We start from the raw sequence: 16,467 nt of genomic DNA, 5'->3' as shown, positions 1-16,467 counted from the left end.
CGCGGTGCGCGGCCCTCCGCAGCGAGTCACTCCAGTTGTATGAGAAGCTTTGAGCCTTCGCGGCGGAGCGCGACCTCCTTGGTACTCGCGACTCCGTCGTGCCGGGCGGTTACGCGATAGTCACCAAGAAACCCCCGCAGCCGGCACTTCCCTTGGCGGTTGGTCGTCAATTCTTCATTGGTCCACCATTGGCCGGCGACCAGGTCGACGAAGACCTCTCCGGCAGGCTTGAGGGTCCAATCGTCACGCCACAATGCGGCGGCGGGTTTCCAGTGCATTGGCTCCCAAAACCCCCACTGCACGATTGCCTCGATATTGGGGTGGCTGAAGGTGGCGATCAGGACGTCGCGGTAGTAGTCCGCCTGCAGGGCTTCGTCGTCGCCCACCTCGACGTCGAGTTCACTCAGCTGAAGCCGGGGCGCTATCTTGGCGAAATCGTCGTAGACCTCCAGCAGCTCTTCGGGGGGCGTCAGAGTGCTCAGGTCAAAGTGGGCCATGAAGCCAACAAGGTCCGGGGCTTGGCCTTCTTCGTTTAGAAAACGGATGATCCGTTTGTAGGGCTCGCGTTTGTAGCCATCGGGCAAGACCTTGCCCTCATTGATCGCGTGGGCAGCGCCCGGCGCCAGGCGTCGGGCTTCGGCGAGTATCTCGGCGTAGATCTCTAGCCCACCGTATTCTTGCTCGTACGTGTGTTTGCCCCAGCCGACAATGTGATTGATCGCGTCCCATTCGGCGACGTACCCAGCTGTTTCAGGCAGCACATCGGCCATGTGTCCCCACAGCCACGCCTTATGGGCCTGTGGGTCGCCAAGAAACGGCTTCTCGACCTCGTTGAAGTCCATCGGCGCCCACCCGAGATAGTGGCCGCGCGCCGCGATGCGATTGGCGTTGAGCCAGGGGAGGGTGCTGTTCATTAAGATGTCATGCCTGCGTACCCAACCGGGTTGGCCGCGCCTCATCAGCGCCCAGTTGCCTGGACGGAGCTCCGATTCGAACACCACGCGATTGAAGTACTTCCTAACGACCTCACGGTACCTCTGGGCATCCTCCCATGTGACGCTCAGCTTGCCCTTGGGCTGGACCGGGAAATCGCTTTCTTTGGCGCCCAGGACTTCTGAGTTCACCGCGGCGCCGAACCCGAATGCGTGCCTCTGCTGCACGACGGTGACGCTGGCGTTGGGAATTGGGTCGCCTTGGGCATCGACGACTCGCACGACCAGGGCGCCCTTGCGGATCCTCTCGATTCGATCCAGCGCTTCTGCACGCCAAGCCGAATCGGCAGCGCGTCCCCGGTACACCACCGTTGATCTAGGGAGCGTGTCGGGGGCCCGATCGGGACCGTAGTTGATGAGCCGCAAGTCGGCGACCTCGGCGACCGTTCCCGCCTCGCCCAGGTCGATGTGGACGCTGCTGCTATCTGGGTCGAGGTCTTGACGCGTCACAAACGAACGCACGTGCTGCTTCCACTCACGGTACGCCGATAGCTGGTACTCGAACCCGTGAGGTGCGGACCCGGGGTCGATGCAGAAATAGACGTTGTTGGGTTGACCGCCGGCGTTGGGGCGACGCGTCCAGAACGACAGGAGCAGGACATCTCCCTTTCGCACCGGTTCTCGAATCGGGATCGTCACCTGCACGTTCTTGCGGTCGGTGATCCGCGTGCCTGACTCGACGCGATACGCCTCCCGGAACGGCATGCCCTCGATAGGCGTCCACGCACCCGTCGCCTCAATGCCCTTGGTGCGGAACCGCAACGGCTCATCCTGGCCGAACGCAACCACATCGGCGCCCCCCCGCGGAAACGTGATCGGCTGGGCGCGAGCAACCGCCCCGCTCAATAGCGACCAAAGCGCCAAGATGATCATCGTCAGACCACCAAGGCGGCATGGGCCGAATATGCGAGCGGCACGGCGGTTGAAGACGACGGCGAGGATCATCGAAGTGTACGTGCTTCTTCCGGTAAGCGGTTGACGGTGTGAGGCACGGTAATGGCTTGGACCGTGAGTCTATTGCCCGGTTCTCGACGCCCGCGGCGCGATGCGACTTCGCGAATCGAGATGCTTGGAAAGCGTTGAAACGAGCTCCTGACGCCCTGGCTCATCGGCCAGGTTCCGCCCCGGCGTTTGGGAGTCGCGATGATCGTAGAGCTCTCTTGCCACGATGCTTTTGCTCGGCGAGGCCACCCATTCGGTGTATCGCCAGCGGTCGGTCCGAAGGCTATAGCCCATTGTCGAGCCTCGCGGGTACTGGCTCCGTGCGTAGGGGCGGATCGTGGTGCGGGGGTCCTTGAGCATTGGCTCAAGGCTTCGCCCTTCGCAGGAGGCCGGCGCCGAACCGTTGGTGAGCGCGGCAAGGGTCGGAAAGACATCGATCATCTCGACCAGACCTTGGGCGCGTTCACCCTTCGCGTATCCAGGCGCCGACACGATCAGGGGCACGTGGGCGTCTAGCTCCAGGTTGGTGTGCTTGCACCACAGGCCGTACTCGCCCAACTTGTAGCCGTGGTCGCCCCACAAGACGACGATGGTGCCGTCGCGAAGCCCCAATCGATCGAGCTCGGCCAGCACCCTCCCTACCTGTGCGTCTGCGTAGCTCACGCAAGCAGCGTACCCGTGCATCAGCTCGCACGTCTGCGCGTCGCTCAGTGGCCCCTCCTCCGGCATCCCCTCGTAGGACCGCAGCTCGCCCCAATTGGTGAAGGCGATATCCGGCGACGCTTTGGGAACGTCGCGATCGGGCGTATGAAAGTCTTCGCGCCGGTAAAGGTCCCAGTAGTGCTGGGGCGCGGAAAAGGGCAGATGCGGCTTGGCGAACCCGACACACATGAAGAAGGGGCTGTCGCAGCTGCGCAGCGCATCGATCGCTTGCTGAGCGACTGCACCATCGCGGTAAGCATCGTCCTCGACATCCGCCGCTTCACAGGGAGGGCCCTTGGTGGCAGACGACAACGCGAGTTTCGTCAGCCCCTTGGCTCGTGCTTCTCTGTGGCGCCGGGTGATCGATCGCAGGGTTTGTGGATTCGCGTAGATCACCCCTGGAACATCGGGCAGCTTTGACCAGTATTCTCGATCGTCGGAGTGGTGATGGTAGACCTTTCCAAACGATGAGGTCTCGTAGCCGCGCTCGTGAAAGTAGCGCGGCATGCTCATCACGCCGGGAACCGTGCGACGCAGCGGCGACCACAGGTCGTAGATGCCAAGCGTATCCGGATACTGCCCAGCCATCATGCTCGCTCGCGATGGGGCGCAGATGGCTTGCTGGCAATAGGCACGCTCGAAGAGGACCCCCCCGAGAGCTAACGCGTCGATATTCGGGCTCTTGATGTCGTGCTGGCCGTAGCAGCCCAGCTCAGGCCGAAGGTCATCGACGAAGAACAGCAAGACGTTCGGTTGCCCGTCCGCCTGTGCATCGAATGGCATGCCGTGACTCAGCACGCACAACAACGCAAGTGAGCAGACGGCGACTTGCGGAAGGCGCCAAAGGTGCTTCATATCGACCCCTTCGTGTTGCGGCTGCCAACCGCCGACGCTTGCATCGCGAGAACCCAATTCGCCAGCCTGGCGAACCGCCCCCTCAGCAACTGTTCGCCCCCTGCCACAGAGCCTTGCCGAGCCTGCTCCGCAGACCCTGGTCCACGGCCAGCCGAGATCGCGCTGTTCGACAAGACGCTCGACTCGAGCGGCCTGGGGGAGTTGGGCCGAAGCGAGCGCGAGCTGCGGTAGGACCTATTCGGGTCTGGGGCGACCGAGCCGAGTCCAAGCGCTTCCGCCAATCGAGCAAGGGCGAGGCAAAGGGCTGTCCGTCGCTCGAAACAACGCAGGACAGAGCCGGCATGAGGATGCAGAAACACCTTGCCCACGCACGTCTGCATTGCATTTCCTAGCCTGATTGAGATCGCAAAAAAGCAGAGAAGAGTAGATTCTGAGAGCCGAAAGCGAAGCGTCGGACAGCCGCACCGCCGACCTGGTGCCCCCCGAGGCCCGAACCTTGCGGACCTCAGGGCCCCGGCGACCGAGGGCGCCTTCGCCACCCGAAAGCAACCGTCCCCAGGTCTACCAAAACTAATTGGAACACAAGAGTCCCAGCGTTTCCATTGAAACATTAGTCTTGGTCGGCGATCGCAATTGCAGCCGCCCCGCGGGCAATCTTTGACATTCCGCTGAGTACGCGCTGGTTGCGTGTTTGCTTTCCAACAAGCCGCGGTCATGTTCCGCCATGAGACTCGGCACCCGAGGGCTTGCGGCGGCTAGTGGCGAGACCCCTTCGAGGTTCGCCCACGCGATGCTCGCGGGGCGCCGTCGGAAGCAAGCAGGCCACCATAGAAAGAAGTATCTGCGTCAAAGAGATTACGTTCACGCCTGCTCCAAAGGTTCGCCTTTGCAGCGGCCGGTCGCCTATCCCGAGACCCACGGCACCTAAACACCCTTCGCAAGACCCCGCATGCGTCGCCGAGATCAAGCGACACCACGATGAGTATCCGGGCCGGCCTGCCCCTCACTTACGCGCAGCCGCGGGCGGCATAAGCGGTCGCTCCGACCTCGCGTTCGAACAACCTGGCGACACGTCGCGGCTCAGCGGGCAACTTTTTGACACCAGATCGAGAATCTGACAGAATCTGGCAAAGAGAGCCATTTTTGTCTGTCCAGTTTTCTTCCCCTCGGAAGTAACTCCTCAGCATTGGGCATTCGCTCAAGTAAGGAATCCGCCCGCGCCGCCTCAGTGACGACGCGGACCGCTTGTCACAGTTCTTTGGCCACCATCGAACACAGCTTTTTTTGAAACTTTTGCGGCGTTCTTGAACCCTTCAATGCAGTCGGCGACCGCGGGACGTACGCGTCAGGTTAGGTCGCCGTAGGAACTCCTCACCGCCGGGTCTTGGAAGACTTCTCTCAAGGAAACGAGCCATGTCTGTAAGTGAAACCGCGTTGCGTAGAACAGGTGTCGAAAAATTCTCATGGCGCCCTAAACGGCGTTCAGAAGGATTCACACTGGTTGAGCTCTTGGTTGTCATTGCAATTATCGGCATCCTCGTTGCCATGCTGCTGCCGGCGGTGCAGTCCGCCCGCGAGTCTGCGCGGCGCACGCAGTGCGTGAACAAGTGCAAGCAGTGGGGGATCGCGATGCACCTGCACCATGACTCCCAGGGGGAGCTGCCGTTCGGGTCGAAGCGCGACCCCCGGCAGACTTGGGTGATGACGCTCTGGCCGTACATTGAGGAGTCGGCCACGTCCGTCACCGCCGACCTCAGCAAGGCATTTCACGTCGCGCCCAACACGATCAACGACGGATCGATGAGCGGCGCTACCGGCCACAAAGTGGACCTGTACTACTGCCCAAGCGACGAGGGCTCCGACCAGCTCGGCGGTGGCCACAACCGTCGGCGCGGGAACTACGTGGTGAACTGGGGGAACGTGACGTACGGGCAAACCGCCGGTGCTATTCGTGGTCAGACGGTAGACGACATGCCCAAAGCGCCCTTCTCACACATCGGTGGAGACCGCAACAAGCCGCGCAAAACGGCCTTCCGCAACATCACCGACGGCACGTCGCACACCCTGCTTATGTCCGAAACGCTCAAGGGCTGGAGCATCAACGATGACGACTGGCGGGGCGACATCATGAACGACGACGGAGGGTTCCGGTTCCATACCTTGGTAACCCCGAACTCGTCCGTAGCTGACATCATCATTAATGGCTGGTTTCAAGAGACCGGCGACCCGAACATGCCGGCGATCGCGGGCGAGCGCAGTCGCCAGGTCGCGGCCGCCAGGAGCCGCCACCCCGGGGGCGTCAACGCGGTGTTGTGCGATGGATCGGTCACGTTCTTCAGCGAAGACATTAACATTGCCGCATGGATGGCCTTGGGCACCATGGACGGCGGTGAGGCGGGCGAGCAACTATGACTGGATCTGAATCTCTTGTCTCGCTTGCTGCTTCCGCCGTCTTGCTTTGCAGCCTCGGTTGCGGCGGGCCCAAGGAAGGCTTCGCGATCGTTAGGGGGGCCGTGATCGTCGACGGCGCCCCGGTAGATGCCGGGAAGATCAGCTTCTTCCCCCTCGGAGGAGCGGCCAACCCGGTGGGAACAGGCATTTCTCAGGGGAAGTACGTCATCGAAGTGCCGATCGGAGAGTCGAGGATTGAGGTGCGTGTCTCCAAGGTCGTCGGAGAGAAAAGGCTCTACAACACGCCGGATAGTCCGGTCAGAAAGATTTTCGCAGAATCGCTACCCGACAAGTACAACAACGAGTCGGAGTTGCAGATCGACGTGAAGCCTGGAGAGAACACGAGAGACCTTGATCTTTCGACGTCGGGTTAGGCGCGGCACTTCGTAAGATCGGGCGCAGAGGCGGCTACCGCCCAGGCGGACGGAACTCCATAGCCCAGTCGGCATTGCTGCGTAGGCCCGTTGAGTGATGGGCAACCATTTGAAAACGAGCATTAATGACCAAGGACGCGTATGCGCTCGCCTGCGCGTCCTTGCTGCTGCGCATTCGTCATTCATTGGAACGCTGCGAACAGCACAACGGGCTCGCGGGCGGTTCGGGTGTGCCGTTGATAGCTCTGAATTCAAATTCTGGACGGGAATATTTGACCAATCTTGCGAGCGCCGTTAGTGTGACTAGAGCCGACGTTACCTCATGTCTTCTCCCCCGTCGGCATTGAGATCGTTGGGGGATCATCTCATCGATTCGCTGGGAGCAGGAAGGCGGTCGGCGTGGGCGGCCGCGGCGAGTCGCCCAATGCCGCTGATTGCTCCGTTACTATTCAACCCTTGTACTATTCAGCCCCTGGGCTCTCTGGAGAAAGTTCTATGATTCGCACTAGTTTTTTTGGCCGGCTGCCGAAGCCACCGGTCCACTCATTCGGTCGAGCCGCAGCGAAGCCCTTCGGCTGCCTGCTCGTTGTCCTTTGCGGGCTCACCTCCAACGCGGCCGACGTCACCGTTTCTGCCCAGGGCGCCGGCCCGACCTTCTTTGACGTAGTCAACATCGGCGACTTCAACGACGGAACGGCCCAGAGTTGGACTGAAGTGCGGTTCGGCGGGATCTTTATCGATGCCGCAGAGGGGGTAATCCAGAACAGTTCCGGCTTCACCGAAGCCGACCCCAGCATCCGCCGCAGCGTTAGCAGCATCTCACAAATCCCAGGCGACCGCATCACCGTAGGCAACCTCCCCGGGCAGTACGATATCGTGCAGTTCGACCTCCGCCTCGACGTGTCGATTCCGCAAAGCTACGTCGACGACCCGGGAGCAAGAGGGGAGCAGTTCCTGACGGGAGGCAACCTGCCGGATGGCGTCGCTAACAGCAGGGTCGATTACTACGTCAACGACGGCGGTTCGTCGCCGATCCCGCCCGTCGACGTGTTCAGAACCTACACCATTCAGCGCCTTCCGTCGGACACAGGCACGTGGGGCAATTCGTACGACCAGGTCCGTATCGACCCGGTCCAGGGCTCGGTTGATCCGGTCTCCACGATCCTATCGAACGCGGGCATGCTGGTGTCGCTCGACAATATCAGCCTCGGCCGCAGCAACAACGTGCAAGCCTTCGCCGCGATCGCCAAGCCGGCGCCCGCCAACCTGATCCCCAACGGCGACTTCACAAACATCACCAATCCGTTACAGCCCAATACCGGCGGCGCCTACAACATCAACGGCTCCCACGGCAACTTTGGCCCTTTCCGCGGGAACACGGTGGACGTCGATAACTGGGCGCCCTACTCGAATAACCCCAACAACATTATTGAAGCAGTGGCCGACGGCGGCGCATTGGACCTACTCTTCACCAACGGGCAGCAAGGGTCCTTCTATCTAGACACCCACTGGTCAATCGCCCAGGAGCGCGTCGTAATGAACACCGCGGGGGGCTATCTCAATGGCCTGCTCCAGAGAGACATCTTTCAGGGCGCCACGATTGACGAGAACGCTGAATACACACTCACGTTTGACATCACCTTCAACAAGAACCGCCCAGCAAGCCCCGACTCGAACTTTAAGCTTGCCTTGACGTCCGGCGCGGGCGACGCCGCGATTGACCCGAATAACGCATTGGCCGGAGCGCTCTTTGATCAGCAATTGACGGAAATCATCCCGCCAGAGACCGCTGGCGGCGCAACGCAGACCGCACAGCCTACCCTGACGATCAGTGGGGCTGTTCTCAAGGCCGCTCAAGACAGTGGCGATCCCATCAATGTGTTCTTCCAATCACTCGCCGACACGGTGATCCCCAACTTTCCGGACGGCACTCCTGTGTCGCCTGACCAACGTGACGGAAATGTGTTTACTCAGGTGCAGATCGACAATATCTCGTTGACGACGCCAGTCCTCTTCGCACCTGGCGACGTGAATTTCGACATGGCCGTAGACCAAGCGGACGTCGACCTGGCGAATCTTTACCTGATGGGCGACGGTGGCGACCCCGCGGTCGATCGGCAGAACACGTTGATCGGCTTAGGCAACAGCTCGGCCGCCGTGCTGGCGTCTCTCAACTTGTCGCCCTTTGACCTGACGGGTAACGACTTCTTCGACGCCGCCGACGTGGCGGCGCTCGAATTGCTTATCGCCGGAGGGATTCCCGGAGACTACAACGGCGACAACGCGGTCGATGCGGCCGATTACACCGTGTGGCGGGACGGGAACAGCCCCGACTCTACCCAGGCGGGCTACGACCTGTGGAAGGCGAACTTCGGCAAACCTGCGATCGCCGCTGTGGGCTCCGCCTCGGTGCCCGAGCCGGCATCGTTAGCTATCTTCGGATTGGCTCTGGCCGCGGTTCCGGCGATCCGCCGGTTCCGACGCTGAAGGGGCCGGGCGTCGGACGGCGATCATGGCGGGAGGGGGGGCAGCCCTCCCGCCATCGTTTCTTCGTGAGGCACGCATTCGGGTTGATTGCAGCGAGAGCCGTTTCCCGGCTTGCTGCAAGTACTTCAACCCATCCGTAGAACCATAACAACTCCCTCACCTGACCTCCTGAACGACACGTTTACCGAACACGTCTAGGCAGTCCGAGGAAGTCTCTCGCAGAGACGCAGTGGTAGACAATAACCCCAACGACCAATACGCGCAGGGCGAAACCAAAGCGCGTATTGGTCATTGGCAATTTGATTCTTCCCGTTCGACTCCGCGCCTTTGCGAGAGTCATCCGGCCGTCACTTCCTGACTCCGTTGATTGCTGTGATTTGCTGGAGTAGTTCGTGAATCGTTCCCGACCACCGCGTGGCAAACGCCGTGGGCGCGCGATTACGATGACAGTCGCCCAAAGAATCGTCAACCAATTCAGTGATCCTCTGGGCGACGCATGAGAAATCACCTCCAACCCCGAGGCGTAAGATAGTGGTACGACCAACTAGCCGCCGCGATTTCCTGAAAACGGTCGCCACTGCCACCGCGGTGGTTGGCGCTCCAACGATTATCCCATCGTCCGCACTAGGGCGCAATGGCGTCACGCCCCCGAGCGAGCGGATCACTGTCGGCGGCATCGGCGTCGGCAATCGGGGCCGGACCGACCTGCGAAGCTTCCTCAATTCGCAGGACGCGCGATTCGTCGCCACGTGCGACGCGCAGAGGAGCCGTGGCCAGATCGTCAAGCAGATGGTCGACAAGCACTACAACAGCAGCGACTGCGTGGTTCTCAGACGCCCCGAGGAGCTGCTCGGCCGCGATGACATCGACGCCGTATTGATCGCTACCGGAGATCGCTGGCACACGATGGCGTCGATCTTAGCGGCGCGAGCCGGCAAAGACATCTACTGCGAGAAGCCGTGCTCGATGACGATCGAGGAGAGTCTGGCATTCCGGGACGCGGTGATTCGCTACGGACGCATTTACCAGGCTGGAACCCAGCGAAGGACGATCCCCAACTTTCAGTTTGCGGTCGACCTGGTGCACAGCGGCAAGCTCGGCCAACTACGCACGATGCACGCTCACACCCTGGATCCGGCGGGGAGTCGCGACTGGCTGCCTGCGCAGCCACAACCCGGAAAGGACGAGATCGATTGGGACCTTTGGTTGGGCCCGGCGCCGTGGCGGCCCTACAACGCTCTGTACGCCGAAGGGCGTTGGCGGGGTTATCACGATTTGCACAGCGGCGGAATCCTTGAGTGGGGCGCGCACACGGTCGACCTATGTCAGTGGGCTAATCGATCGGACGACACCGTCCCGGTCGAGTACGAGCCGTGGGACACCAATGTGACCGCGACCTACGCCAACGGCGTGAAGCTCGTCATGCGTGACCGCGACACGGGCTGGCTCGGGCTGGGGACCTGCCCCGTCCGCTTTGAAGGGGACGAGGGCTGGGTTGAGACCGGCGACAGCGGCAAGTTCGAAGTCTATCCCGAGTCGCTGCGATCCGAGATCGCGGTGCCCGACATGCGGGGCACCGATCCCAGCAACCACGTGAGGGAGTTCCTGGATTGTGTCCGCTCTCGAAAAGCGTGCTCAGCGAACGAAAGGGTGGCGGCTCAATCGCACATCGCGTCGCACGCCGCAACCATCGCTTGGAGGATGGGCGAAACCCTGCGGTTCGATCCGGCCAAGAACGCCTTCGTCCATCACAACGAGGCGAACCGTCACTTGGCTCGGGCTGTTCGTGAGCCGTGGCGGATCTGATCTGCGGGTCAGAACCGCAGCCACATAGCCACGCAGACATCCCGGTTCTCGCCAACCCCAAGCCCTCAAACTAAACCAACCGGCCATGAATAGAAGCATCACCTCTTACGCGCTGCTGGTCGCGTTCGTCGCGAGCCATGCCCAGCCGGCGGCGGCGGCCGAGCAGATCGATGAAGCACCGTTGCTTAAGATCATCCGATCGCAAGACGCCTCGGACCACGACAGGGCGGTCGCCTGCCAGCAGCTCGCCATCGTCGGCTCGAGCCGTGCAGTTCCCGACCTCGAAGCTCTGCTGACAGACAAACACTTCTCTCACTATGCCCGCTACGCGCTGCAGAATATCCCAAGCGCCGACGCTGGCGATGCTCTACGTAGGGCCCTCGACCAAGTCCAGGGCGATCAGCTCGTTGGCGTGATCAACTCTATTGCGGCTCGACAAGATCGCGACGCGGTAGAGCAGCTCGTAGCGCTATCTAAGTCGTCGAACCAGAAGGTCTCCGCGGCCGCCGTGGCCGCGCTGGTTCATATCGATCTAGATCGAGCGGCTTCACTCTTGGCATCCGTCGATCCCAAGTCGCGCGTCCAGCTAGCCGATGTGCTGCTGAGCTGTGCGTATCGCCTCGCGGACCGGGGCCGGGGCCCTGCCGCGCTAGCGCTGCTCGACTGCCTTGAGGGCGCCGACGCGACGCGGCAGGCACGCGCCGCCGCCGTCTTGGGCCGCGTTCGCTACAGCGAGCCTAATCAGGCTGCATCGCTAGCCAAGTCGCTGCTTGCCAGAGACGAAGACTGGAAGTTCACCATCGGCTTGCAGGCAGTGGTGGAAGGCGGGGTCGACAATGGCGCCAAGCTGCTGGCCGATGCGATCGACCAGGACCAGCCTGAACGCCAGGTGCAGATCCTTCGCGCGCTGCGCGGCATGGGTGAGCGGTCTGCCGCCGAGTCTGCGCGAACGGCAGCTAGAAGCGACATCGCGGCGGTGCGAGTCGAAGGGATCAAGTCGCTCGGCGTCCTTGGAGACGCTTCGGACGCACCGCTGCTGATGCGTCTAGCCCATCAGGATAATCAGTTCAGCCAGGTCGCTCGAGAAGCACTCGCGGAGATGGACGACGAGGGGGTCGATCGCGCCATCGTAGTCATGCTCCGGGATGGTTCCAGCGATTCTCGGGCCATTGCCGCGGAACTGATCGGGCAAAGACGCATCATCGAGGGGGCCCACGCGATTATCCAATCAGCACGATCCGCCAAAGACAGCGCCACCCGCGTTGCGGCGCTCGAAGCCGCAGGCCGACTCGCGGTCGGCGATACGCTTCCGCCTCTGCTGGAGCTCGCCATCGGGGCACAATCTCCCAAAGAACGCCGGCTTGCTCGGCAAGCGTCGTTGGCGGCCGCCTCGCGTGTCTCCGATCGGGAGGCCGCTGCTGCCGCCGTCGCGGATCAGATCGACGTCGCAACAGGCGACCAGATTGGCTACCTGCTCGACGTGCTTGCAGTCGTCGGTGGGCCGCGAGCGCTGGAGAGCGTGGTTGCCATCGCCGAGAAGCAAGACCAGAGTGCTCAAAACGAGGCGACGCGTGTGCTAGGCAACTGGCCGAGCGCAGACGCGGCGCCAGCGCTCCTGCGTGTCGCGGACTCCGACAACCATTACGCCGTGCGGGCGCTACGCGGCTACCTACGGATCGCGCGGCAGTTTGCCGTCCCCGAGAGCGAGCGGCTGGCGATGTGCCGCTCCGCACTACGGGTCGCCAGTCGGGACGAAGAGAGGCTGCTCGCCATTCAAGTTCTCGAGCGGATCCCCTCCGTCGCGGCGCTTGAATTGGCGACGGCCGAGCTCGCCGAGGATCGACTGGGTAAGCAGGCAAGCGAGTCGGTACTTGCGATCGCCGAGGCGATCGCACTAACCTATCCGGACGCCGCCGCCAAAGCTTCCAGCAGGGTGATAAAGACGGGCGGAAGCGAAGAAGTTCTTGCTAGGGCGCGTAAACTCATAACGGAGTGATTCGTGCGCCTTCTCGGGGGCGATCCCCGGTGTCCGACATATGCCCCCTACGGCGTTCAACTCCCTTCCAAGGCTGCATAGATGAAGACCCCCTTTCTGATATGGACGGCTGTGATCCTGCTCTCTTGGGTTGGCCGTGGGCAGGGGGAGACCCCGACGCGGCCTAACGTGATCCTCATCATTTCCGATGACCAAGGATTCCCGGACTACGGCTTCATGGGCAATGAAGAGGTTCAGACGCCCAACCTGGACCGAATGGCGGGTGAGAGCCTGCTGTACACGCGCGGCTACGTCATGCCCGTTTGCTCGCCGTCGCTGGCGTGCCTGCTGACCGGCAAACTTCCCCACGAGCACCGGATTACTGGAAACGACCTCTCCGACAATCGCTCGAGCCGCGGTCAACGCGGCGAGCTGGCCGAGCAGCTACTCAGCAGCCCCACATTGCTGCCCAAGATGCTCACCGATGCGGGCTACTTGACCCTGCAAACGGGCAAACTGTGGAACGTCACCTATGCAGACGCGGGCTTTACCCACGGGATGACCGATACCGCCGGACGCCACGGCGACGCCGGACTGGGCATCGGACGCCAGGGCATGGAGCCCATCTTCGAGTTCATCGACGCCGCTCAAAAGCAGAAGGCGCCGTTCTTCGTGTGGTACGCACCGTTCATGCCCCACGTGCCGCATACCCCGCCCAAGGAGATCCTTGACGCGTACCGGGGCAGGGGTCCGACGCCCGCTGCGGAGAAGTACTACGCAATGGTGGAGTGGTTTGACCAAACCTGCGGGCAGCTGGACCAGTACCTGGAAGAGCATGGGCTCAAAGAGAACACCGTCGTCTTGTATCTCGCGGACAACGGCTGGGACGGCAAGCACGGCCAGTCCAAGGCCCGCGCCAAGCTGTCGCCCTACGAGCTCGGCATCCGCACTCCGATGTTCGTACGCTGGCCCGGAAAAGTGGCGCCCGCGCGCGACGACGCCACACTGGCCCACATCATAGATTTTGTTCCCACGATTCTGGACGCCACCGGCGTCGCAAGAAGCGAGAGCCTGGCCGGGTTGAACCTGACGGATCGCGAAGCGATGCAAGCACGTCAAACCGTCTTCGTCGAGTCGTACACCCACGACATCGCCGACCTGGACGCGCCCGAGAAGAGCCTCATTGCTCAAGTGGTGATCGATGGCCAGTGGAAGCTGATTGCCCCCGGTCCGGTGAACCCCGATCGTCCGTTTTCGTCGGTCCCCTCCGCAACGGCGCTTTTCAACCTCGCGGCGGACCCGTTGGAAGAGAACGACGTTGCCAGCGAACATCCAGAAATCGTAGAAAAACTGCTGTCACTTCAGAAAGCGGAATGGAACCCGTAGTCGTACCAGTGACGCAGCATCCAACCACCGTCGAACCACTCCCGAGCCATCCGCCAGTACCGCGTCGAAGAACGCCGCGAAACGGCCGATCACAGGCAGGCCCGGTATAAGCAGCGGATGACGTGAGAGGAAGCGGCTGACTCGTGACGCCTCTGGGGCTGGTACGCGACTACGGCAAACCTCGGCAAATCCTGCCCCAATCAGGCATTAATTCATCGTGATGCGGAGAGCAAAGTCGCGTTGGTGGCTGAGTTGAGTCGTTTCGTTGAAGCCCGCCGTTTGCACAAGGCATCTTAAGAAGAAGACCTAAGCGGTCGCGTGGTCTCACGAACGGTCAGATTTCCTATTTCCTCACGGCAGTCAAGCGGCGTCCTGAGCACCGTCGTCTTCCGAGATTCCTGCTTCGATGACAAGGACGATCTTGAAGGGGTCGAAGAGTCCTCGCAGCATCCGGGCGTCGCAATTGGCATTCTCGTAGGACAAGGTCTGGCGTGCTCTCCGGTTTCTGCTTCCCTTGCGCCTGCGGCTCCGGATTCGGATAGAGGCGACGGACGGTTCGATCGGGTTGGCCCTCTGACGATTGGACGCCGTCGTAGTTTCGTCTGCGGGGAACTCCTAGAACGTGAACAGCTCTCGGCGGTGGTTGTGTAGGAAGCTGCACGCCCCCGAGTAATTGGACCCGTACTTTTCTGCAAATCTGTCGCCCTTTGACTGTGGCATTCGAAGACGTACCGCACAGGTCAGGCTTTTCTAGATATAATGCAGCTAAAACATGAGCCATTGGCAGTATTGGTGCGGTCGATTCGGCCAACGGAACTCACCGGCTGCTGATGTGCAACTATTGACTAAGGCCTCGGGAACTTCACATCCCTCAACGCAGGGACCGCTTGTTTTGAAGGGCTTTCGCGTGATCCTGCGTCAAATTAGCCATGCATTAGTCAATAGAAAGGAGTCCTAGGCCAAGCTCGGCTGCGGTTCAGCCTTAACAGCCCGTTGAAAAATGCCACTCCCCCGACCAACCCCTTGGCGCTAAACTGCGTCGCCGACGAAAGCGTGACTTGAGCAGGAGCGAAGCGATGGGGATGGGAAGGCGAGAGCGGGATCGGCAGGACGTGTTGTTCGTGACGGCAGAGCAGCTGCCCAAGAGTCAGGGGCACGCGTTCTACAAGCGGCTCAATAGGCTGCTTTCCGAGGCGGGCTTCGACCGCGAGGTCGAGAAGCTGTGCGAGCCGTACTACCAGCCGACCGGCACGCGTGGGCGGCCGTCGGTCCCGCCGGGAGTCTACTTCCGGATGTTGATGGTGGGTTACTTCGAGGGGATCGGTTCACAGCGGGGCATCGCGTGGCGGTGCGCCGACAGCCTCAGCCTGCGGGAGTTCCTGGGCGTTCCGCTGACCGAGGCGACCCCCGATCACTCGACGCTCAGCCGGGTCCGCGACCGCCTGCCGCTAGAAGTCCACCAGGAAGTGTTCCGGCTGGTGCTGCAACTGGCGGCGCAGCAGGGGCTGCTAAAAGGCAAGACGGTAGCGGTCGATTCGACTACCCTTGAAGCCGATGCGGCGATGAAGAGCATCGTGCGGCGCGACACAGGAGAAGACTGGAAGGCGTACGTCATTGGCTTGATGAAGAAGGAAGGAGTGATCGAAAAAGAAGACGAGCCGAGCGACGACGAGGTCCGCCGTTTCGATAAGAAGCGGAAGAACAAAAAGGTCTCGAACGCCGAGTGGGTCAGCACGACCGACCCGAGCGCACGGATCACCAAGCTCAAGGACGGCCGCACGCATTTGGCGTACAAGGCGGAGCACGTGGTCGATATCGATACGGAGCTGATCTTGGCGGCAGAGGTCTATCACGGCGACCACAGCGACACGAAGACCCTCTGCGACAGTGTGATGGAGGCGCAGACGCACCTGTCAGAGGCTGGGCTGGAAGCGCAGATCGAAGAAGCGGTTGCCGACAAGGGCTACCACGCTGCCGAGCAGCTGGAACTGGTCACGTCGGTCGGGGTGCGGACGTATGTGCCGGAGCCCAAGCGCCGCGGCGAGTCGCGTCTGAGCGCCAAGCCAGTCGAGCAGCAGCGCGCGGTGAAGGGTAACCGCCGGCGGACCAAGACCGCCAAGAACAAACGGCTCCAGCGGCTGAGGAGTGAACGGGTCGAGCGCAGCTTCGCCCACGTGTGCGACACCGGCGGGTCACGCCGCACATGGCTGCGGGGGATCGACAAGGTGAGGAAGCGGTTACTGACGTCGGCGCTGGTGCGGAACCTGGGCCTGGTAATGCGGAAGCTGTTCGGGATCGGCACGCCGAGGGGCCTGCAGGGCGAAGGTGGCTCCGCCGGGCTTATGCAGCTCGCCTGGCTTCTCATCGCGGCGATGAAGAACTTGTGGGACACACATGCTCGCCTGGGAGCCCGGCCTACAGAGTCACGCCTCCAACTGCTCACAGTTGGCGGGCCGCAGGAGTATGCGCTTAGATCAACGGGCTGTTAGGCGGCACG

Annotated in this window: 9 protein-coding genes; 7 read left to right on the top strand and 2 right to left on the bottom strand. The window is 61.9% G+C overall.

Going from position 1 to position 16,467, the window contains the following annotated elements:
* Window positions 1–26: 26 nt before the first annotated feature.
* Entirely contained in the window at window positions 27–1,937 is a 1,911-nt protein-coding gene (locus Pla175_RS11425) for an endo-1,4-beta-xylanase (protein ID WP_231954355.1), read from the bottom strand.
* A gap of 69 nt (window positions 1,938–2,006) precedes the next feature.
* Window positions 2,007–3,380, bottom strand: coding sequence for a sulfatase (locus Pla175_RS11420; protein WP_231954353.1), 1,374 nt, complete (start codon window positions 3,378–3,380; stop codon window positions 2,007–2,009).
* A 1,524-nt stretch (window positions 3,381–4,904) separates the two neighbouring features.
* Between Pla175_RS11420 and Pla175_RS11415 the strand changes: the two genes are divergently transcribed.
* The 7 genes from Pla175_RS11415 (at window position 4,905) to Pla175_RS11385 (ending at window position 16,459) form a co-directional block, all read left to right on the top strand.
* Window positions 4,905–5,903, top strand: coding sequence for a DUF1559 domain-containing protein (locus tag Pla175_RS11415; protein WP_145284471.1), 999 nt, complete (start codon window positions 4,905–4,907; stop codon window positions 5,901–5,903).
* Window positions 5,900–6,316, top strand: a complete 417-nt coding sequence (locus tag Pla175_RS11410; RefSeq protein ID WP_145284467.1) for a hypothetical protein — start codon at window positions 5,900–5,902, stop codon at window positions 6,314–6,316. The genes Pla175_RS11415 and Pla175_RS11410 overlap by 4 nt, the downstream gene beginning before the upstream one ends.
* Window positions 6,317–6,715: 399 nt before the next feature.
* The gene (locus Pla175_RS11405) at window positions 6,716–8,803 is read left to right on the top strand and encodes a PEP-CTERM sorting domain-containing protein (protein WP_145284463.1); all 2,088 of its coding nucleotides are present in this window, start codon (window positions 6,716–6,718) and stop codon (window positions 8,801–8,803) included.
* A 531-nt stretch (window positions 8,804–9,334) separates the two neighbouring features.
* The gene (locus tag Pla175_RS11400; RefSeq protein ID WP_231954351.1) at window positions 9,335–10,609 is read left to right on the top strand and encodes a Gfo/Idh/MocA family protein; all 1,275 of its coding nucleotides are present in this window, start codon (window positions 9,335–9,337) and stop codon (window positions 10,607–10,609) included.
* 85 nt (window positions 10,610–10,694) lie between these two features.
* Window positions 10,695–12,605, top strand: a complete 1,911-nt coding sequence (locus tag Pla175_RS11395; protein WP_145284460.1) for a HEAT repeat domain-containing protein — start codon at window positions 10,695–10,697, stop codon at window positions 12,603–12,605.
* A gap of 168 nt (window positions 12,606–12,773) precedes the next feature.
* Window positions 12,774–13,970: a sulfatase family protein gene (locus tag Pla175_RS11390; RefSeq protein ID WP_197527437.1), complete on the top strand. Its 1,197-nt coding sequence runs from the start codon at window positions 12,774–12,776 to the stop codon at window positions 13,968–13,970.
* Between the two features lie 1,058 nt (window positions 13,971–15,028).
* Window positions 15,029–16,459 (top strand): transposase, encoded by a 1,431-nt coding sequence (locus Pla175_RS11385; protein WP_231954155.1) that lies wholly within the window; start codon window positions 15,029–15,031, stop codon window positions 16,457–16,459.
* Window positions 16,460–16,467 lie beyond the last annotated feature (8 nt).

Origin of the sequence: Pirellulimonas nuda (assembly GCF_007750855.1) — a bacterium.
In the GTDB taxonomy this organism is placed as follows: Bacteria; Planctomycetota; Planctomycetia; order Pirellulales; family Lacipirellulaceae; genus Pirellulimonas; species Pirellulimonas nuda.
This window is presented reverse-complemented; position numbering and strand designations above follow the sequence as displayed.

Excerpts from the sequence above, each read along its gene's own strand:
- Pla175_RS11410 (WP_145284467.1), top strand. The coding sequence starts at position 5,900 with ATGACTGGATCTGAATCTCTTGTCTCGCTTGCTGCTTCCGCCGTCTTG.
- Pla175_RS11425 (WP_231954355.1), bottom strand. The coding sequence starts at position 1,937 with ATGATCCTCGCCGTCGTCTTCAACCGCCGTGCCGCTCGCATATTCGGC.
- Pla175_RS11395 (WP_145284460.1), top strand. The coding sequence starts at position 10,695 with ATGAATAGAAGCATCACCTCTTACGCGCTGCTGGTCGCGTTCGTCGCG.
- Pla175_RS11415 (WP_145284471.1), top strand. The coding sequence starts at position 4,905 with ATGTCTGTAAGTGAAACCGCGTTGCGTAGAACAGGTGTCGAAAAATTC.